This window comes from Robinsoniella sp., from assembly GCF_034124845.1.
The window spans coordinates 1-20249 of the sequence record NZ_JAWYAJ010000559.1 but is presented as its reverse complement, the minus strand read 5'-3'; the positions used below and the strand labels follow the sequence as shown (position 1 = coordinate 20249).

Below are 20249 nucleotides of genomic sequence, written 5' to 3'. Positions count from 1 at the left end.
CTTTTGTACGTTAGATGTAAGTTCCAAACACCCTCACAAGGGTATTTCATCATACATTCATTTATATTTCCGGGGTTTTCCCTTCTGTTAAAAGAAGTTCCATTTTTCCCAGTCTGTGCAGGGCTTCCTTTAGCGTTGATTTTTCCCTTGCAAAATGCAGGCGGATCAGATGATTAACATCTTCTTTGAAAAAGCTGGAGCCAGGAACTGCTGCAACACCAATATTTTTAATCATCCATTCACAGAATTCCATATCGGTGTATCCTGCAAACATCTCATTTTCCAGATACCGGGAGATGTCTACAAGAACAAAGTAAGAACCCTGAGGAACGGTATGCGCAATTCCGATTTCATCCAATCCTTTTAAGAAGTATTCTCTCTTTTCGGTATACATCTGCTGCATATTTTCATAATACTCCGGTCCAAAATTAAGTCCTGCCGTGGCAGCCTCCTGTAACGGAGATGCCGCTCCTACCGTAAGAAAGTCATGCACTTTTTTTGCACTTTCAATAACCTCTTCCGGACCGGTCAGATATCCCAGCCTCCATCCGGTAATGGAATAGGTCTTGGACAGGGAACTGCAGGTTATCGTTCTTTCATACATCCCTGGCAGTCCAGCCATAGGCACATGCACATAAGGTTTGTAAATAATATGCTCATACACTTCATCGGTGATGATAAATGCATCGTATTTCTCAGCAAGCCTTCCTATAGAAAGCAGTTCATCCCTGGTAAATACTTTTCCGCATGGATTAGACGGATTACACACGATAATGGCTTTCACTCCCTGTTTGAATGCATCTTCCAGAACTTTTTCATCAAAGTGAAATTCCGGCGGGACCAGAGGAACGTAAATCGGCTCTGCTCCGGATAAAATGGCGTCTGCACCGTAATTTTCATAAAAAGGAGAGAAAACAACTACTTTGTCTCCCGGGTTGCAGACAGTCATCATGGCAGCCATCATGGCTTCGGTACCGCCGCAGGTTACTACAATTTCCGTTTCCGGGTTCACAGTCCGTCCAATTGCCTTTCCATGCTTTCTGGCCAGCGCCTCTCTGAAATTTTCCGCACCAAAGGTAATCGAATACTGGTGAGGACCTTCCTTTGCTGCTTTCGCCAGAGCATCGGTTATCTCCCTGGGAGGATCAAAATCAGGAAAACCCTGTGATAGGTTAATTGCATCATATTCATCACTGATTCTGGTCATTCTGCGGATTACAGAATCTGTAAAGGTTCCCACGCGGTCGCTTAATTTTGGCATAATTGTTCTCCTTTTTCCTTATTTAATATCATATAACATGATTATATTTTCAGTAGTTGACCAAATACATTAGCAGATTTATAATAAGGTATACCGTTACGGTATAGTCAAGAGGAGATTGTATAATTATGCAAAAAAATTCAAATCCATGTATAAATACCGGGGCATTTGCCCGATTATGCGGTACAAATAAAAGAACACTGATTCATTATGAGGAAATCGGTCTGTTTTCTCCTGTGAAAACAGATGCCCGGGGATATCGGTTTTATTCTGAGCAGCAATGCGATGTATTTGCCGTCATAACGGCACTTAAGGAGATTGGTATGCCCCTGAAAGAAATTAAATCCTACCTGGACTCCCGCAATCCTGCAAGCCTGATGGAGCTTCTTACCGAACAGCAGAAGAAGGTCTCCCAGGAAATCCGTTACCTGGAGCGAATTAACCAGTTGATTCAGACAAAAATGGAACTGGTGGAATCCAGCCGGCAGATTGAGCCGGGCAGAGTTTTATTTATGGACTGCCCGGAGGAATATCTGATCTTGAGCCGTCCGATCCACAGCAGCTGCCATGACCTTGTCATACAGACTCTATATGAACACCTGTCTTTCTGTTTTCAGAACCAGCTGAATGTAGGACACCCTTTTGGTGCCATGATCGGCAGGGAAAGCCTTTTAGGCAAAGCATTTGATACCTATGCATATTTTTTCACAAAAGTACTTACAAAGCCGTCACTTCCTCAGCTGTTTCTTAAACCTGCCGGACTTTATGCGGTTACTTATTTGAAAGGAAATTACTATAATGCCGACTGTGCCTATCAGCAGCTCCTGGACTTTATATTTAAAAACAATTATGAGATCTGTGATTACTCTTATAAAGAAGGGATTATCGATGAAATTGCGGTAAAAAATGAAGCAGAATATATTACTAAAATTTCCATACAGGTACATAAAAGCAAAGACAAAAAACCCAATTAAACTAAAGTGAAAGAAGGACCCCATAATGGAAAAAATTTTAATCGTTGAGGACGATAATGATATTAACCAGCTGCTATCCAAAATCCTTAAAAAGCAGGGATATGATACTACATCTGCCTATTCCGGCACCGAAGCCAGGCTTTGTCTCTCAATGGGACATTACGATCTGATTATTATGGATTTAATGCTTCCCGGAATATCCGGTGAGGAACTGCTCACACATATAAGACAAATATCCACTGTACCAGTAATAGTCCTCACAGCTAAAACGGCTTTAGACGACAAGGTACACTTATTAAAAGCGGGTGCTGATGATTATATGACAAAACCGTTTGCAAGAGATGAAATTCTGGCCAGAGCAGAGGCCCAGCTGCGCAGATATAAAACTTATTCTGCGGTTACGGTCCAGGAGACTGTCTTTCAATATAAAGACCTTATTATTGACGGTGAAGCCAGAAGTGCTGTCATTGGACAAATCCCTCTGCACCTTACCATATATGAATTCGAAATACTTCAGCTCCTTGTGAAAAATCCTTCCCGTGTATTTTCTAAAAATGCCATCTATCAGGAAGTATGGCATGGAAATTACCTTGGCGAAGATAATACTATCAATGTCCATATAAGCAATATTCGCTCGAAGATTGGAAAGATATGCGGTGATGAAGAATACATTAAGACTGTATGGGGAATTGGTTTTAAGATGGCATAACATATCTTAACGATTTCTTTAAGTTTGCTTAAGAGCTTATTTGAGTTTACTCCCTTATAATACAGATATCACTTTTGGAAAGGACAAAAAATAATGAATGATAACTTGTTTACAGCCAGAGGGCTCTGTAAAAAATATGGGGATTTTACTGCACTTGCGCCAATTGATATGACCATTCAATCGGGTGATATCTACGGACTGGCCGGGAATAACGGTGCCGGCAAAACAACTTTGCTGAAACTGATATCCGGACAAACTGCGCCGACTTCCGGCAGTTTAAGCCTGTTTGGTAAAGATACTGCCAGAGAGCTGGACAGCTCCAGACACAATATCGGATGTATGATTGAAACACCGGGATTTTTTCCCAATTTCACGGCCACACAGAACCTGGAATACTACCGCATACAACGCGGCATTACCGGCAGGCAATATCTAAAAGATGCCCTGGCTCTCGTTCATCTTGACGGCTGCGGCAAAAAGAAATTTAAAGATTTCTCTCTTGGTATGAAACAAAGGCTGGGACTTGCTCTGGCACTAATGAGCCACCCTTCCTTTTTAATCCTGGATGAACCCATTAATGGATTGGACCCGGAAGGGATTGTAGAACTCCGTAATCTTTTATTGCAGTTAAACCAGGAGCAGAAAATTACGATATTAATTTCCAGCCATATCCTCTCCGAGCTGGAGAATCTGGTCACCCGATACGGGTTTATTGAGAGAGGTGTTATGATTGAACAGATCTCCGCAAAAGATCTGTCAAAAAAATGCCGAGTATACCTGGAAATCTGTGTGGATAAACCGGATAAGGCCTCTGCTTTGATTGAACAGCATCTACATTGTACGGATTACGATGTACTTTCAAACGGTGTCATCCACCTGTATGGCTGCATAAATCAGGGACCCGCTTTATCTTCTCTGCTCATTGGAAATCAGATTCAGCTTTTTTCCATGCAGACCCAGGGTATTGACCTGGAAAAATATTATCTGTCGCTTATGGGAGGAAATACAAATGATTAATTATATCAGAAGTGAATTGTACCGGGGATTCCGTGAACGTTTTTTCTATGTTTTTGCAATTGTTCTCTCTGTGGTTTTTATCGGACTTTGCTTGTTTACACTGTCCATTAAGAATATGGCAGGTGCCGGTTTTCCATATTCTAATACAGACTTTATCTTTATGAATGTAATAAGCGCTATGATTCTTCCTATGGTTTTTACCTTTTTCATATCAAATCTGATCATTGGCGAAGAATCTAAAAACCATACTTTGAAAAACTCCGTATCCTATGGCACCGGAAGGTTCTCCATTTATTTTGGAAAATTTATTTCAGAGATCATCCTGAGTATGGCAATTACACTGTTTTTATTAGGGGTTATCACAGCATCATCTTATATAACGATGGAAAACAGCGGAAGTGAAAGCTTTTATGCCCTGATTCGGGCTATTATCGGTTCCATACCGCTGTGGGTAGCCGGACTGGTTACCTTTCACTGCCTGTTCTTTCTATTTGATAGCAGCAGTACCATAATCGCTGTGTTCTGTATGATTCATTTCGGACCATATTATTTACTGAAAATAATTGGAAATGTATACGATTGGCCACGGGCTGTAATTTCCGTCTTACCAATAGGAATCTTCAATGAATACAGTAAACTGCCGGGTGCTTACCGCTTAATTATGGTCTGGGATACTCCTATGGGAATGCTCCGGTGCTGGATAGTCGGTATTGTCTTTTCTCTGATATTCGGTTATATTGGTTATAAAGCTTTTCTGAAAAAAGAAGTGAAATAGCGATTCATTTCCGGAAGGGAGGTTGAAGATGTCTTTCATTTGCGTAATATCCGGGTTAGCAGCCATTGTTTTTGCCATTCTTTACTTCTCTCTGCGCCAGGGCATAAGAAATGCCGAAAAGCAGTTTAAAACGCTGAAAGATATGGCGGATACAAATCTTCGCATCCGCCAGTCTATCCCCAATAAAGATCTGGAACATTTTCTTCTGGATCTTAATATGGAATTAGACGAAAAACAAAAGCTTCGTATTAGTTATGAGGCAAAAGAACATAAGCTCCGACAGGAAATCGCCAATATTTCTCATGATCTTCGGACGCCGCTTACTTCGATTGTGGGATATCTGGAACTGATGGATGATCCGGATACAACCCCCGGTGAACAGAAGCTATATGTGGAGATCGTCCGCAAACGGGCAAAAGTACTTCAATCTCTGATCACAAGCTTTTATGATTTGTCGCTGATCGATTCCAGAGACTATCAGCTTAGTCCAAAACCGCTGAATGTATATGAATTATTATGCGAAGTAGTTCTGGCATTTTATGAAGACTTCGAGAAGAAAAAGATAGAGGTACAGATGGATCTGGAAGAAAATCTTCCTCTTTTGAATCTGGACCGCAATGCCCTTGTCCGCATTTTTACGAATCTTACTCAGAACGCTTTAAAGTATTCCAAATCTTGTGTAAGTGTTCATTTGAACTTGACGGACAACAAAGTTGTTATTATTTTCTCTAATGATACGGATCTGATCTCAGCGGAAGAGTCCCCCCGCGTTTTTGACCGTACTTACGTATCTGACCGTGCCAGATCTCACACCAATACCGGACTTGGATTAAATATTGCCAAAGCCCTGACGCAAAAATCCGGCGGCACGATGCGCTCCTCATACCGGGAAGGACATTTCGAAATTATAACAGAATTTCCGCTGATTAGCCAGATGAGCGGACAGACGATTTGATTAAGGTGATGATATGAAAAAAAGAGCAGCCAGACTATGTATCCTAACAATCTGTTTTATCCCTTTAGCCTGCGGGCAGCAATATTCTGCTGCCTCTGTTTTTGCGTCTTCCTCTGCCATTGCATCATTACCTTCGCCTTCCTCTTCCATTGCGTCTTCCTTCGATCTATCCTTAAATCCGTATATACACTTACCTGTTTTATCAGCAGCCCTTCCAGGTGCAGATACCTCAGCTCTGCCACTTCCAGGCATGAAAAACAACTCACCCTGGTCTGAGCTTCCAAGCCTGCTCACTCCTGATACCGCCCCCTCCGATATACACAACACTCAGGAGGCTGAACAGCCCGCTGCCGAAGAAACCGAGACTTCCACGGAAGAGGCTTCTTCATCAATCCCTCATGGTACTCCCCTCAATGAAAGCGGCAGTGTGTCTGACCTGGATTATCCATTCCAGAAAGAATTCACAGACCAGATGCTGCTGTCCTTTGCGGATCAATTGCTTGTCATCCAGCAGGATCATAATGCACTGACTCTATATCTTTATGATCCGCTTACCAATAAGGTACTCCATACAGCCTCTATTACCGGTTCCATTCATCTGGATAAGCAAAACATTGCCATATCCGGAAAAGAACTCCGCTTATTTGACAGTGTTTCACAGGAATTTATTTATCTGAACCGCAGGTTGGCAGAAACAGGACGCATTCGTTTGTCGGAGCCATGTATCCGTACTCCGCTGATTACAGAGGATAAAAAATTCATATTTTATTTTGCCTCAGACGGCTCCGGGCTAAAGGAGCTTACTACCGCTGACGGGTCGCTGCGAATATTAAAAAGTGGTCTGACAGAAAATAACTTCTGCACTACACTGATGCTGCTTTCCTCGGAACAAGTGCTGGCAGTGAGCGGTACCGGAAGAGAACAGAATGCTTATGTTACAAATTTTATAGACATTTCATCTAATGAGATACTTCGAAGCATATCCGGCAGCATTCAGCTCACCTCTACAGGTGATTCCTTTGGTGCACTTTACCAGGATGGGTTAATGGAAGCACTCTATCAGATTCCTCAAAGCAGGACGGAGATTCGGGAACTTCTGCCGGATGCCCCCCTTGGCTACGGAAACTTAATTTTCGATCTGGAAAACAGACTGGCACTCACATCAATACAAAATTCCGTACAGAATTCTGAGGAAGGAACATCCGGATACAACAGTTGTAATCTCTATTATTACGACCTGGATACCGGCAAAAATACATATAAGACCTCGTTTTCTCTCCAGTCAGGGGAAGAGACATTTGTAGGAGCCCCACAAGATCTGGTATATCTGCCATCTATTCATATGGCGGTATTCCAGTTTAAGCACAACTACTCGCACATAGTTCTCTGGGATCTGAATCAAAAAACAGAACTCACCCAGGATACAGCAGATCACTCCGTAAAATACTACTCCTCAGACCATCCTGACCAAAAAGGCATTCAGGAATTAAAGGACCGTGCCCATGGGCTTGGGGAAAAGTATGGCGTGAACATCTACCTTGCTGATGAGTGCAAAAGAGAATTTCCTGGCTACCACGCAGAACCCATTTACCAGACCCGCCTGTTGAAAGAAAGCTTGACGGTGTTGGAAAAAGCGCTGTCATCCTATCCGGATGACTTTCTCCGGCAGTTAAATATAAGGGAAACTGGAAAGCTTGGGATCTATATTGCCGGTAATTTCAGTACGGAGGGAAATGATAATCCGGACCACGTGGGCGGTGTCTACTTTTATGAAGAAGGCAGCCAGTATCTGGTTCTGAATGCCTCCAATTTCAGCAGTCTGGAAAGTACGATTTATCATGAAATCAGCCATGCCATTGACCGGTATGCTAAAATTACAGCACCTTTAAAAGACCTTTATGACTATGAGGATGATGTATTCAACCAGCTGAATCCTGTGGGGTTCTCCTATGATTACAGCTATCGAATTAATGAAGATAAAAAAGACCTTGCATTTACTGCTGCTTCCCAGAGTGATAACGTTTATTTTATAGATTATTACTCCAAGAGCTTCCCCTCGGAAGACCGGGCGCGGATTATGGAAAACGCCATGCATCCGCAGGGCATTGATTATTTCCAGTATCCCGCTCTTCGCAAGAAGCTGGAATATATGAGCCGTTTTCTGAGGGAAATCTTTGATACTGGTAAGTGGGAGTCTGAAACGGTCTGGGAAGCGGTAAACAAAAGGAGGGGCTAATGGAAACTCTTATGTGGAGTGAAAGCGCCGAGTTTATTGTTGATGAATACTATGGTGAATTTTGATGTTTACGCCATAAAATAACTGTAATTAGTTATTTTATGGCGTCTATTTACCTATAAAAGTCTACGGCAATCATTCTTATTTTATCCGTACACTCTTTACAATGCTGTATGTTCCATACACTCTCTTATCTCTTGAATCCATTTTGTAAGCCCGTACTTTCACATAATAACTTCCTTTTTTCAGTTTACTGATTGTCCTGGATGTCCGGTTACGGTTAACATCTATTTTATGGGATTTTTTAAACTTTTTGTTATCTGCGTATACGATCTGATAGCCGGATGCTTTTGATACTTTTTTGAAACTGACTTTAAGTTTTCCTTTCTTTTTAGAGGACAATTCCAGTTTTTCTACTTTTCCTGTTTTTATTCGGGACCATTTTGCATATAGGGTCAGATTCCCCTTTGTTCCTTTTGAAATCCTGGTTATTTTCTTTTTAAATTTACGGTCCCTATACCAGCCTGAGAACTGATAACCTTTTCTGGCTGGTTTTCTTAATTTTACGGATTGGCCACTGGTATAAACAGACGGGTTGGCTGTGGAATTTCTACCCTTGTTTAATTTATATGTGATGTGATATCCCACCTTAATTCTGCAATGGTCAGTGACCTTGCTTCCGTCATTTGCCGTTACGGTGATGGTTGCTTCGCCAGCGCCTTTGCCTGTGACTTTTCCTGTATGGTCTACCACTGCCACTCTGCTGTCTGAGGAACTCCAGGTGACCGTTTTATCCTGGGCGTTTGCGGGCAGGACACTGGCGGAAAGCTTCAGGCTGTCTTTTAACCCAAGTGTCGCAGATTTTTTATTTAGTGTGATCTGATTTACTTTTACCGGTGACGGAACAGCCTCTTTTATCCATTTTGCGTAAAGCGTGGTGTCTGCTGTGATCCGGTCTGACTCAAAGTTCCAGCCTGATGTGAATGAGGTGTCTTTGTACCAGCCGCTGAATGTATAGCCGTTTCGGATGGGATCTGCCGGGCGTGTTATTTTTTCATTTTCCTGAATCCTTTGATTCTCTATCTGACTTCCTCCATTTGATTGAAAGATTACCGTAAACTGTGGTTTCTCGATGATTGGCTGTTCTTTAAATTCTGACAGCATTTTCATATCTGCCCAGTCAGCATGATCATTCCAGTTATTTTCACCTGCCAGTGCCTTTAATGTAATCCTGGATGCACCTTTTATATTCAGATCTACCTTTTTCATGGGCGTCTTCTGAAGCATGACTCCACTGTCAAATTTCTTTTCTCCATCTACAAATATCTGGAACTGTACACTTCCATATTCTGCATGATACTGGGCATAATCGACACCTGCATACCCCTCCAGTTTTTCAAACTCTTTACCGGAAATATCATATTCTATAACGGATTCCGCATGTGTTCCAATTCCTTTTTGGAAAACAACTGGATTACACTGATCATCTCCCAGTCTGAGGGCTTTTCCGGATGATGATTTGTCTTTTTGTATCTCTCCATATCCAACCGTTGCTCCCGGCTCATAAGTAAGATCTGACAGATATGCTGCTTTTTTCAGATTGATTACTTTTTCTTCTGTCGTCTTGCCATCCCGTGCCGTCACTTTCACTCTTATCTGTGCATTTTGTCTGAATACCGGGAATTCTCCCTCTGCCAGCCGAATGCCTTCCGCTTTCTGGTTTCCGCAGAACAGTTCCACCTTAGCGCCATTATCCTGGGCAGCTGCCCTAACCTTTACGGTATCCCCTGGAATGTATTCTGTTATGGTATTGTCCTCTGAGAAATTTGCCGAAACGTTCTTTTCATCCAGTAAAATTTCCTCGATCTTTACGTTTTCTTTGTACGGAAGAATTGCTTTTATGCTGTAGATTGCTTTGTTAATGCCATCCGGCGCCGTTACAATTATCTGGATCAGATTTTCTCCTTTTTGTAAATGGGACGATGCCGCCTCATTTCCCAGAGTGATTTCATCATTGATAACAATTTTTGTATCTGCCCCCGCGTTAGGTACCGCACTTACATCCAATCCCTGGACTCCTTCTTCCAGAGTGGTCCGGTACTGTAGGTGATCTGATTCAAAATTTTCTAATGCTTTTCCATTAATTCGGATCCCCGTCAGAAATGCTTTCGTATCTGCTTCGTAATTTACATGAATCATATGCTGTTTCATGGTGATACCGTCTTTAGCAGTTATCTGCACATAGTAGGAATTTAATCCGTTCATAAATGTTACCGGAACGGACCAGGTACTTCCATCCTTTTTTAAATCCAGCTCTCTGCGGTGTTCTCCCTCCCGTACTTCTACTTTTCCAATACGATCATCTGCTGTGATTATAAGGGTTCCGCTGCTCACGGCAGCATCCGCATTCAGAAAATAACTCTTATCCTGTGGCTCTTCTGCTGAAAATCCTAATTCATCCAATGAAATGCCTTGAATCTGCGTGTTATTTTCTTCTATGATTTTCATATGAATGACATACAGATCCGTGTCACTTCGTTTGATACTATAGATATCACCGTCTTCTATTGGTATTACAAGATTGTCTGAATTGTTCACTTCTTCTAAAGGTGTGCCGTTTCTTGTAATCTCTGTCACTCCAATTTCGTTATTCACAGACTCATATGATAACTCTGCTTTTTCCAGTCCCGCCGGTATATTGATTGTAAATTCTCTCTGCTCTGTGCCCTTTTTATAAAGCTGCTGCCCGTTTACCTTTAAGGATTTCAATGCGGTGGTTCCTTCGCCGGCTCCGATTGCCGTTTCAGCTGATACCGGATTCCCGGGCGTACCGTACTGATCAACCGGATAGATCTGGCAGGTCAGTACTCCCGTCTGTTCTGCCTCTATGGAGGGTTCTGCCGTGATAACCGTTTTATCACTGCCGGCATAATTCCATCGATAGAGTGTCTCTCCCTCACTGTCTCCATCCGGATCTTCAAAATCGTAGCTGATGCCGACTGTATCACCTATCTGATAGCTTTGCTGGGAGAATGCAGGATTAGCTGCACCCGGTCTTTGATTTTCAAAACCAGTAAAAGAAACCGGCTCTAATGCCTCCACTTCTTCATATGAAAGTGACGCATCCCCTGCTTTGAGTCCGGAAAAGGTAATGGTTTTTCCTCTGTCGTTGGTTTCCCATCCGGCAAGCCCGATCTTATATGCATCACCCAGGGGCAGATCCGTGATATCCGTTACATGCTGCCACGCCCCTTCCTCCAATCTGTAATCCAGAGAAATTCCTGCCTCTGTTTTTGTAAATCCCAGATAAGCAGCAGAGACCTCATTTTCGGATGTATTTCCTCCTGTTTCAGTAGCCGTGCCATTTGTCTCCACTACAGTGGCTATGCCGTCATAATGAGACTTTTTTCCGATAGTTACATAATTGTCGTCATCCTGATACAAGATAAACGAACCGGTATCCCACTGGCCGTTCTCTTTCACCGGAAGATTATCTGCCTTTATAACTGTCCGCATGTTCTCTTTGTTGATCGATTCCGGTATATCATATAAAAATAAGTTTTTTACGGTGTTGCTGTTCTGGTAGAGATCGCCAGTCTGCAGATCAATGGTTACGCCGTCCGGATTGAGCGTATAGTTATTTTTATCTTCTCTTAAAATGGAAAACTGCTTATTCAAAGTATCTGTATTCGGCATCGCAATCATAACTGCTTTTCTTACCCTGCTATTCCCTACCGAAGCATTTACCCAGATAATTCCGCTTTTATGGGCTGTTAATAAACCATTCTCATCAATTGACGCTGCATCGGATCCTTCCCCTGTTTTGAAATCCGTTACAGACCAGCTGATTGCGGCTTCCGGATCCGTAACTGCCGTAAACTGATATGTCTTGTTTTCCCCATCCAGGTTTTCCCCATCCAAAAGGAGGTTATCTTCTCCCTCAATGGTTACGGATACCGTTTCTGAAGGTGTTCCGTTCCCCACCGCTAGTTCTAGTGAATTTGAACGTATTATCGTTCCATTCCATTCGTAATAGGCAAATATCTGTGCGCTGCCATTGGCCTTCCCGCTTATATTTCCATTGTCATCCACAGCGATGATATCCGGATTTGTACTTGCATAGTGAATTTGTCTCACCGGGTCCGCTGCCGGCTGGTTCCGGTCAGATACCATTTTAATCTCTTTATCCCGAATTACCAGATTCTCATCTGACATTCCCGGATGCTTTACTGCATACAGCTTTAAGCCATCATCGTATGTATTCCCCTCTATCAATACGTTTTTACATTTGGTAAACTCATATACGTTGTCCTGGGGGTTTTCGTGCTTATCCCCGGAGGAAGTTATGGTTACTTTCTCGGTTTCGCCAACATTTATCGAATTTTTTGCAGATTCAATCTGCATTTGGATATCCGGATCGGTCCGCATAATTTTATTATTCCGTATGGTCAGATTCTCTACACTTTCTGCCTTTACCACCGTATCAGTATCCATATGGAAGGTATTCCCTTCTATCAGAATATTTTTATGGATAGGATTACTTTCTGAAGGCAGGCCGCCTCCTTTTGTTACCGGGTGGATATAAACAGCAGGAGCATATTCCCATGAGGTTCTTCCTATATTTTTTATGTAAAAAGTGTTATTCCGAATCGTCATATCCCGGATTGGACCTGATTCATACCACTCATCCGAATCGTTAGATAAGTAAATGGTAGCCATGGACATATTTAAAAATGTGTTATCCTCAATTAATACCTTATTTCTGGTGGTACACAGAATTCCTCTGGTTGGCACATTCTTAAACGTACACCCTTTTACAGTCACCTGTGGCGCATAAGTGACATTTTCCGCCACATATTTAGGCTGTCCGCCAATTTGTTCGGACAGATAAGAAGGTAGTTCTTCCTGAAATTTAATGATCATTGTTCTAAGGTCATTTCCATCCTCGCCCGGATTGGATACCACTTCCGATACCGTATAAAGACTTTCATTATCTGAAGACTCTAAAGTATCTCTGGTAAAAAAGGCTACCTTGTCACCCACATGATACTGGGGAAATCCTCCCTGCTGTGTATGGATATATTTCAATAAAAGAGTATGGTCATCTCTTCTCTGCTCCACTCTGGTAAATGTTCCGTGTAAGTTAATCGGATCGTCATGAGAGTTAGAGAAATTACAATTTTCTATATTAATCTCCCCTGCTGCCCCGGATGCATGAATAATATCCGCATAACTTACCGTATAGTGACCTGATTGTTCTCTTGGCATAAAGTTACAGTTTCTAAAAGTAACATCTCTGGTCATTTGCAGAAGCCATCCGAATCCATGCATAAAATGTACATTCACATTTTGAACCAGCACATTACTGCTTTCCCAGGTAAACGCACCTGCTGTTTCACGGTAGGCGCTGCTTGCCAGTTCCAGCAGCATCCCCACTTTCTGCATGGACGGTCTTGCTGACTGATAGACAATTCTTACTTTCGTATCACTTAATTTTGTTATGCCCGATACATTGCTAAATGGAGAATCGGATGTAAAATATGCCCGGGTCATTTCTTCTTCCGGTTGATGTGCCACAATAGAATAGGCATTGTGGATTCCGGTTTCTGTCCAGTAGCGTTCCCCTGTATACGGGCTTGGTTCGCTCTGCCATTCAATCGTGTTTCCCTTGATTTCAAAAGGAAAACAGGAGGGAATAAAGAAATCCGTATACTGTTTACCATCTTTTGTTCCCAATTCCGTTATGGTCATTTCAGAAACCGTAGGGACTGCAAAGTCCCATGAAAAATTCTGCAGCTTAACATTTCTGGAATCTACCACTGCAAGCGCCATCATGTTTCCGTGCATCATAAATAAGGAGTCATTTCCCTCGACTGTTAAATTCTCATGACCATCGATTAATATGCCAATCGTCTTTTGAGGGCTTTGAATACTGTTTGTATTAGATGTGTGATATTCTCTTACCTGAGCATGATCTTTATAGATGTGATATTCACCTTTAGGAAAATTCAGAGTCACTGACTCCCCGTCTTTTTCCATTGTTTTAGCTGCCTGCAGGGCATCCCATACTGCCTCCGTGCTGTCCTTTACTCCCGTTGGGTCCGCCCCATAATCGGTTACGTCAATTACATACTCTTCTCCGGCTTCCACCCGCTCCTTTTCCCCTGCTGCTGCGCTTAACGAAGGCAGCAGCATACTGACTGCCAGTAACACTGCAATAAAGATGTTTACCTGTTCTTTTCTCTTTTTCATTGGACCCTCCTTGAATTTAGTATATGTAAGTTAATTATATCCAGTGGATGTACCTATTTACATACAATATTCACAGGAGATTATTCGAATTTATTAACTAACTTCTGGCGTTGCTGTGGGTGTTGGAGCTAGAAAGTTTGGAACAAAAGGGTATAAGTATGACATTCCTATTTGCAATTACATTCCAAATGCCGATCACCTGCATATAAATAATGGTAAGGGATTTTATTATGAGGTACATTATGTATATTCTTCTTTATCTGCTGTATACACTGGTTGCCGTCTGCCTGGTACTGATCTATTACAGACGGAAGCAAATGATAAAAAAGGTATCTGCACTTACGGACTATGAAAAAAAAGTACTGCTCAGCCGATCTGTCAAGCCCTTCGGACTGGTGTGGCATTCCGGGAAACATATTTTTACCACGGCTCCAAATGACCGGAATCAAAACAGCGGATATACGGGGCTTTTTGATGAAAAAGCATCCCGCTTTCATATTCTTTTTGACTGTGAGCCTGTCTGCTTTGAATACCAGGGGAAGACCTGGTTAATTGAGTTCTGGAAAGGTCAGTACGGAATTCATACCGGTGCTGAAATAGGTGTGTATGTCGCAGATCACCTTGTATCATCTGTATTTCTAAATGAAATATATTTTGAAAACGTTTCCCAAAGTGATATGCTGCGGTTTTCATTCCGGCTCTTACAGGGAACAGATACGCTCTTTAGCCTATCCGCCATGCACCGAAGATTGTCCGGTTTTCTTACGGGACATCTGTCCAGTCCAGATTCCCTTAGAATGCAGATATCCATTACATTTCCCAACACCGGCATGATGGACGCCTTTGTTGACAGCCTGTTAATCCTGGGCTATAAGCTAAGTGACCTGTCCCTCTACCAGCTGACTGCAGCGTTTTGTTTTACCTCTCCCAGATCTGTACCGCAAAAAGTGCCGTCATCCATTAATAATGGTATAAAAATATTTTCCAGGAGCTACTGGCTTACTATCGCAAACCGGCTGTGTATGAAATCCTACCTCTTGCTGACCCGCCCTTTTGAGGATACCCAGGACCGCCTCGTCTATCTGATGTTCTACCTGCCGCCCCTTTATCAAAAAATCGTCTGCACGGGAATCTCCGGCAAACGTTTTCGGCTGCCATGAGCTACTATTCACGTCTTAGTAAGGCGTTTGAAAATGCACTGCATCTTCCGCTTACACCGGATTCGAAATATATTCTGATGAGTGACTGCCACCGGGGCAACGGTACCTCTACGGATAATTTCTTGAAAAACCAGAATCTGTTTTTTGCAGCACTTCAATATTATTATATGAATAATTTTACTTATATCGAGCTGGGTGACGGCGATGAACTCTGGGAAAACCGTTCCATGACCCAGATTATAAACATACACAGCAACACCTTCTGGCTGATGTCTAAGTTTTATGAGGAAAACCGGCTTTACCTGATCTATGGCAACCATGACATTATGAAGAGCTTTCCAGGCTATACCAAGCGTAACTGTACGGTCTATTACTGTCCGGAATCCAGAAATTATACCCCGTTACTGCCTGGCATAAAGTTTTATGAGGGTTTGATTCTGGATGTCATACCGGGAATCCATGACGTTTACCTTGCACATGGACATCAGGCCGATTTTTTCAATACAAAACTCTGGCATCTGTCCCGCTTTCTGGTACGCTATCTGTGGCGTCCTTTAGAGTACATTGGTATTCTCGATCCGACCAGTGCAGCTAAAAACAACATCCGAAAACGTAAAATAGAACAAAATCTAAGCACCTGGGCAAAAAATGAAGGACACATTCTGATTACCGGCCATACCCACCGCCCAATGCTGGCAGATGTATCGGAAACACCGTTCTTTAACACTGGCAGCTGCGTTCATCCCAGATGTATAACCGGAATCGAAATTGAGAAACATTGTTTTACCCTGGTTAAATGGACTTACTGTACCAGGAAAGACTTTACCGTAGCAATCTGCAGGGAGGTATTAGCCGGTCCTATATGTATTAATGAATATTAAAGATACTGGGCGTTTGTCTGTTTGAATACCATCTGTGTATGACAGGCAGGTTTCAGAAAGATGGGGTTGGGAGACTGGTATGACACCATGCTCACCCCCCCCATTCCATTATACATTGTCACATCCTTTATTGCTTTTTCTCTCTAAAGATTATATAATATTACATAGCAAATGCGGAAAGGGGTTCCCCATGAAAAACACTTCCTGTATCTTAAAATCTTTGTTCTTTATATGCCTGCTTTTATGCTGCTTTTCCCTTCTTTCCCAACCTGTATACGCTTCTGAAAAAGTACGTATCGGTTACTACGAAGACGGAGATTATATGAACCGTAACAGCAATGGGAACTATGCTGGATTTAACTTTGAATATCTTCAGCAAATAGCAAAATATACCGGCTGGATCTATGAGATTGTAGATGCAAAAAGTTTTACTGCTGCATATGACATGTTGATTTCAGGCGAAATTGATCTGCTTCCCGGCTTGTACTATACCGAAGAACGCGCACAAGATATTCTGTTTCCAGACAGTGCCATGTGCAATATCTACACCACGCTGAACTTACGCAGCGATGATACCCGTTATGACTATGAGGATTTTTCCTCTTTTGAAGGAATGAAGGTGGGCGTAATCCGGGACAGTGTAGATGCGGATAACTTTCATTCTTATTGTAAGACAAATAAAATCAAGGCAGAGATTTTTCCATATGCAGAAACCCAGGATCTATTAGATGCCCTGGATGACCATACGCTGGATGCCATTGCCATCACGCATCTTGGAAAAAACAGTACTTACCGCAGTATTGCCCAGTTTTCTCCCAGCCCGATCTTTATGGCTGTTACCAAAAACCGGACAGATCTGCTAACCCAGTTAAATGCTACATTAAACCGTATTAAATTAAGAGATCCCAATTATGATATTAAACTATATGAAAAATATTTTTCTGTCAGCGCAGCACAGGAACCTGTCTTTTCCCAGTCAGAGAAAGCATTTATCCAGGAGACAGCCCCGATTAATGTGGTTTACAGTTCCAACCGGACTCCCTTAAGCTATTTAAATTCTGTAACAGGTGAGTTCTCCGGGGTAGTTGCAGACCTGTTTCAGATAATCAGTGAAACAACAGGCCTTCGTTTTAACTATACGCCCAAAGAAAACTATACGGACATGCTTGCTTCTGTGAAAGACGGTTCCGCCGAGGTAATTGCCGGCGCAGCCAATGACTATCTTTGGTCAGCGCAGAATCATTTGTCCACAACCTCCTATTTCCTTAGGGCACCTGTAGCAATGATCAGCGCAAACCGTCAGACAACCTCACCGGTACTGGCATTGTCAGACGGATCTTTTCTCTCTGAGAGCATCGCAGGAGATAACAAGGATAAGAAAATTCTGTATTATGACTCTGTGGAAGACTGCTTTGAAGCTTTAGCCCGCGGTGATGCAGATATTACTTATTCCAATACTTACATTGCAGAATACCTTTTATCTGACCCCAGATATGAGCTTTTTTCCATTGTTACGATGACAAATTACTCGGATGAAATAAGCATTGGCGTATCCAGTTCTTCAGATCCCAGAATATTTTCTATTGTGGATAAGGTGTTACAATATACTTCCAATGACGTGATTAATGAACTGGTATTAAAAAACAGTTTAAATTCCCATTCTGTCACCTGGAACGACCTGCTCTATCAATATCCTCTGCAGACAATGCTCATAATACTTTTTATTTTTATACTGGTGGTCAGCGTATTCAGTTACATTTTAATTACAAAGTCCAGAAATCACCGTAAATTTGAAAAAATTATGTATTTGGATGATCTGACTAACATCTGGAACCTGAATAAGTTCCGCCTGGAGGCAGAACAGCTTATGTGTTCTCCCGGCAATCAGCCTTACGCCTTCGTTTATGCTGACATTAATCAGTTTAAGACCATTAATGATACCTTTGGTTTTGCCGAGGGCGACCAGCTGCTGCGTAATTTTGCCAATATACTCCGTGGAAGCATACGGGAAGGGGAATGCTGTGCCCGCGTTTCCGCAGATCAGTTTGTGATGATGCTCCGCTATGACGGCTGGGATCAGCTGACTGAGCGAACGAAAGCCATAGACCGGCAGATGAATCATATTCTGGTGGAAACCAATAAAACTTACCGGTTGATTATTATATTCGGCGTCTATCTCACTCAAGATACCGATCCCCAGGATGTTTCCCAGATGCTGGATCTTGCGAATTATGCAAGAAGAAGCGCGAAGATTACCCATAAGAGCCTGACAATCAAGTATGATGAAAATATGCGCCAGGATGAACTAAACCAGCGAAAACTTGCAAATGTAATGCATGCTGCCTTGGAAAATAATGAGTTTATCCCGTATTTTCAGCCTAAGTACAACATGGTTGATCATTCCATTATCGGCAGCGAAGCACTTGTCCGCTGGATAGACGGTAAAAAGGAAATTAAGTACCCGGGTTCCTTCATTCCCTTCTTTGAAAAAAATGGATTTGTCGTAGAAATAGATTTATGTATATACAAAAACGTTTGCCGTATTATCCGCTCCTGGCTTGACCAGGGGGTAGATGTTAAACCGGTGTCCTGTAATTTTTCCAGGCTCCATTTTAGAAATGAAGATTTTCCACAGACTCTTTGCAGGATCGCGGACCAGTATCAGGTACCTCATGAATATCTGGAACTGGAAATTACAGAAAGTGTGGTTATGGAAAATCGAGATCGGGTTTTGGATTATTTGAATCGATTGAAGAAGCTGAATTTTCTGATTTCCATTGATGACTTCGGTTCCGGATATTCATCACTTGGCATGCTGCAGTACCTTACAGTAGACGTAATCAAACTGGACCGCAGTTTTCTTCAGGAAGGAATTGCAAAAAAGCGCATGCGTACCATTATAGAAGGAATTATTAAGGTAATCCACGGTTTGAATATTTCCATTATTTGTGAAGGCGTAGAAAATAAAGAACAGGCTGAAATGCTGATGGAGATGGGCTGCCACCGGGCGCAGGGATTCTATTACGCCAGGCCAATGCCACTGGAGGAGTTTGAAAATCTGATCCGATAATCTATGAAGCTTACATTGTAAACTGCAGAAAAAAGGAGAGCATTTCCATTCGGAAACGCCCTCCTTTTTTCACCCCTTAACTGCTCCGGCTGTCATGCCTTCGATCACTGTTTTATTTAAAATCATATACAGAACCAGCATTGGCAGAACACTCATGGATACGGAAGCAAATATGGCTCCCCAGTTTTTTGCCCCGAACTCATTCTGAAAATATAAAAGCCCGGTTTGGATGGTTTTCAGCTTGGTATCACTGATAAATGTCATAGAGAAAATCAAGTCATTCCATTTGTAGAAGAACTGCAGAACTAAAACTGTTACCGCAGCATTTTTCATAAGCGGAACTACAATGTGCCACATCATGCTGAAAATGCCGCATCCGTCAATTACGGATGCTTCCAGTATATCATTGGACAAAGACTTCATATATCCGGTCACAAGGAATACGGACAGGGACAGACCGAATGCGATATAAGTCAGAATCAGACACAGGCGGGTATTCACAAGCCCCATCTTATTGTAGATCTGAAATAAGGGAATCAGGGCAGTTGCAACGGGAACCATAATTCCCAGTAAGAAGAATTTCTCAAAAAATCCTCTCATTTTCCACTCCATCTTCGTTACGGCAAATCCGATTGTCATACTGAAGACAACGATAAATACCAGTGAAACCAGTGTGTTGATTAAACTGTTTTTAAAGAAAAGCCCCATATTCCCCCGGGTCCATGCATCAATAAAGTTTTGGAAATACAGGCCGTCCGGTAAAGCATACGCTGCTTTTGTTACAAATTCTGCCGGTTTTTTCAGAGCCGCCGTCAACATCCAGAAAATGGGATACACTTCGATAATCACCAGGATAAAGATAAAGATTTTAATTAATACAGATTTCGTTATTTTTTTTGCTTTATATCCGTTCATATCCGTTCCTCCTATCCCTGTCTGTCAAATTTCTTAATAATCGT

General features: G+C 42.2%; 13 protein-coding genes. 9 read left to right on the top strand and 4 right to left on the bottom strand.

All coding sequences use genetic code 11. The features are described 5' to 3' along the window. Positions 1-61: 61 nt before the first annotated feature. A complete protein-coding gene (locus ACH2DQ_RS27745) occupies positions 62-1261 on the bottom strand; it encodes a pyridoxal phosphate-dependent aminotransferase (RefSeq protein WP_394912158.1) in 1200 nt (399 codons plus the stop codon). Positions 1262-1389: 128 nt separating this feature from the next. Here ACH2DQ_RS27745 and ACH2DQ_RS27740 point away from each other — a divergent pair, with 128 nt between their 5' ends. From ACH2DQ_RS27740 to ACH2DQ_RS27720, 5 genes are all read left to right on the top strand, one after another. Continuing rightward, complete coding sequence (locus ACH2DQ_RS27740) at positions 1390-2235, top strand: MerR family transcriptional regulator (protein ID WP_394912157.1); 846 nt, start codon at positions 1390-1392, stop codon at positions 2233-2235. Positions 2236-2260: 25 nt separating this feature from the next. Continuing rightward, positions 2261-2944 (top strand): response regulator transcription factor, encoded by a 684-nt coding sequence (locus ACH2DQ_RS27735; protein WP_394912156.1) that lies wholly within the window; start codon positions 2261-2263, stop codon positions 2942-2944. Between the two features lie 93 nt (positions 2945-3037). Next, entirely contained in the window at positions 3038-3961 is a 924-nt protein-coding gene (locus tag ACH2DQ_RS27730) for an ABC transporter ATP-binding protein (RefSeq protein WP_394912155.1), read from the top strand. Continuing rightward, positions 3954-4736, top strand: a complete 783-nt coding sequence (locus ACH2DQ_RS27725; RefSeq protein ID WP_394912154.1) for an ABC transporter permease — start codon at positions 3954-3956, stop codon at positions 4734-4736. The genes ACH2DQ_RS27730 and ACH2DQ_RS27725 overlap by 8 nt, the downstream gene beginning before the upstream one ends. A 28-nt stretch (positions 4737-4764) precedes the next feature. Beyond that, positions 4765-5691 carry a sensor histidine kinase gene (locus tag ACH2DQ_RS27720; protein ID WP_394912153.1) on the top strand — a complete coding sequence of 309 codons (927 nt, stop codon included), beginning with the start codon at positions 4765-4767 and terminating at the stop codon, positions 5689-5691. Here ACH2DQ_RS27720 and ACH2DQ_RS27715 read toward each other — a convergent pair whose 3' ends face one another. Continuing rightward, positions 5692-5985 (bottom strand): hypothetical protein, encoded by a 294-nt coding sequence (locus tag ACH2DQ_RS27715; protein WP_395028721.1) that lies wholly within the window; start codon positions 5983-5985, stop codon positions 5692-5694. It abuts the gene before it with no gap. Here ACH2DQ_RS27715 and ACH2DQ_RS27710 point away from each other — a divergent pair. Further along, entirely contained in the window at positions 5942-7927 is a 1986-nt protein-coding gene (locus ACH2DQ_RS27710) for a hypothetical protein (protein WP_395028720.1), read from the top strand. The two genes, ACH2DQ_RS27715 and ACH2DQ_RS27710, sit on opposite strands and share 44 nt — an antisense overlap. Positions 7928-8068: 141 nt before the next feature. Here the strand turns inward: ACH2DQ_RS27710 and ACH2DQ_RS27705 are convergent, their stop codons facing one another. After that, positions 8069-14179 carry an InlB B-repeat-containing protein gene (locus ACH2DQ_RS27705; protein ID WP_394912151.1) on the bottom strand — a complete coding sequence of 2037 codons (6111 nt, stop codon included), beginning with the start codon at positions 14177-14179 and terminating at the stop codon, positions 8069-8071. Positions 14180-14409: 230 nt separating this feature from the next. Here ACH2DQ_RS27705 and ACH2DQ_RS27700 point away from each other — a divergent pair, with 230 nt between their 5' ends. The 3 genes from ACH2DQ_RS27700 (at position 14410) to ACH2DQ_RS27690 (ending at position 19290) form a co-directional block, all read left to right on the top strand. Beyond that, positions 14410-15339, top strand: coding sequence for a DUF4474 domain-containing protein (locus tag ACH2DQ_RS27700; RefSeq protein ID WP_394912150.1), 930 nt, complete (start codon positions 14410-14412; stop codon positions 15337-15339). Further along, positions 15336-16220 carry a metallophosphoesterase gene (locus tag ACH2DQ_RS27695; protein ID WP_394912149.1) on the top strand — a complete coding sequence of 295 codons (885 nt, stop codon included), beginning with the start codon at positions 15336-15338 and terminating at the stop codon, positions 16218-16220. Before ACH2DQ_RS27700 ends, ACH2DQ_RS27695 begins: the two co-directional genes overlap by 4 nt. 190 nt (positions 16221-16410) lie before the next feature. Next, complete coding sequence (locus tag ACH2DQ_RS27690) at positions 16411-19290, top strand: EAL domain-containing protein (protein ID WP_394912148.1); 2880 nt, start codon at positions 16411-16413, stop codon at positions 19288-19290. Positions 19291-19359: 69 nt separating this feature from the next. Here the strand turns inward: ACH2DQ_RS27690 and ACH2DQ_RS27685 are convergent, their stop codons facing one another. Continuing rightward, complete coding sequence (locus tag ACH2DQ_RS27685) at positions 19360-20205, bottom strand: carbohydrate ABC transporter permease (protein ID WP_394912147.1); 846 nt, start codon at positions 20203-20205, stop codon at positions 19360-19362. Positions 20206-20249: the final 44 nt, after the last annotated feature.

What these genes read in the sequence shown, in the direction of transcription:
- ACH2DQ_RS27745 (WP_394912158.1), bottom strand. Translation starts at nt 1,261, where the DNA reads ATGCCAAAATTAAGCGACCGCGTGGGAACCTTTACAGATTCTGTAATC.
- ACH2DQ_RS27740 (WP_394912157.1), top strand. Translation starts at nt 1,390, where the DNA reads ATGCAAAAAAATTCAAATCCATGTATAAATACCGGGGCATTTGCCCGA.
- ACH2DQ_RS27735 (WP_394912156.1), top strand. Translation starts at nt 2,261, where the DNA reads ATGGAAAAAATTTTAATCGTTGAGGACGATAATGATATTAACCAGCTG.
- ACH2DQ_RS27730 (WP_394912155.1), top strand. Translation starts at nt 3,038, where the DNA reads ATGAATGATAACTTGTTTACAGCCAGAGGGCTCTGTAAAAAATATGGG.
- ACH2DQ_RS27725 (WP_394912154.1), top strand. Translation starts at nt 3,954, where the DNA reads ATGATTAATTATATCAGAAGTGAATTGTACCGGGGATTCCGTGAACGT.
- ACH2DQ_RS27720 (WP_394912153.1), top strand. Translation starts at nt 4,765, where the DNA reads ATGTCTTTCATTTGCGTAATATCCGGGTTAGCAGCCATTGTTTTTGCC.
- ACH2DQ_RS27710 (WP_395028720.1), top strand. Translation starts at nt 5,942, where the DNA reads ATGAAAAACAACTCACCCTGGTCTGAGCTTCCAAGCCTGCTCACTCCT.
- ACH2DQ_RS27705 (WP_394912151.1), bottom strand. Translation starts at nt 14,179, where the DNA reads ATGAAAAAGAGAAAAGAACAGGTAAACATCTTTATTGCAGTGTTACTG.
- ACH2DQ_RS27700 (WP_394912150.1), top strand. Translation starts at nt 14,410, where the DNA reads ATGAGGTACATTATGTATATTCTTCTTTATCTGCTGTATACACTGGTT.
- ACH2DQ_RS27695 (WP_394912149.1), top strand. Translation starts at nt 15,336, where the DNA reads ATGAGCTACTATTCACGTCTTAGTAAGGCGTTTGAAAATGCACTGCAT.
- ACH2DQ_RS27690 (WP_394912148.1), top strand. Translation starts at nt 16,411, where the DNA reads ATGAAAAACACTTCCTGTATCTTAAAATCTTTGTTCTTTATATGCCTG.
- ACH2DQ_RS27685 (WP_394912147.1), bottom strand. Translation starts at nt 20,205, where the DNA reads ATGAACGGATATAAAGCAAAAAAAATAACGAAATCTGTATTAATTAAA.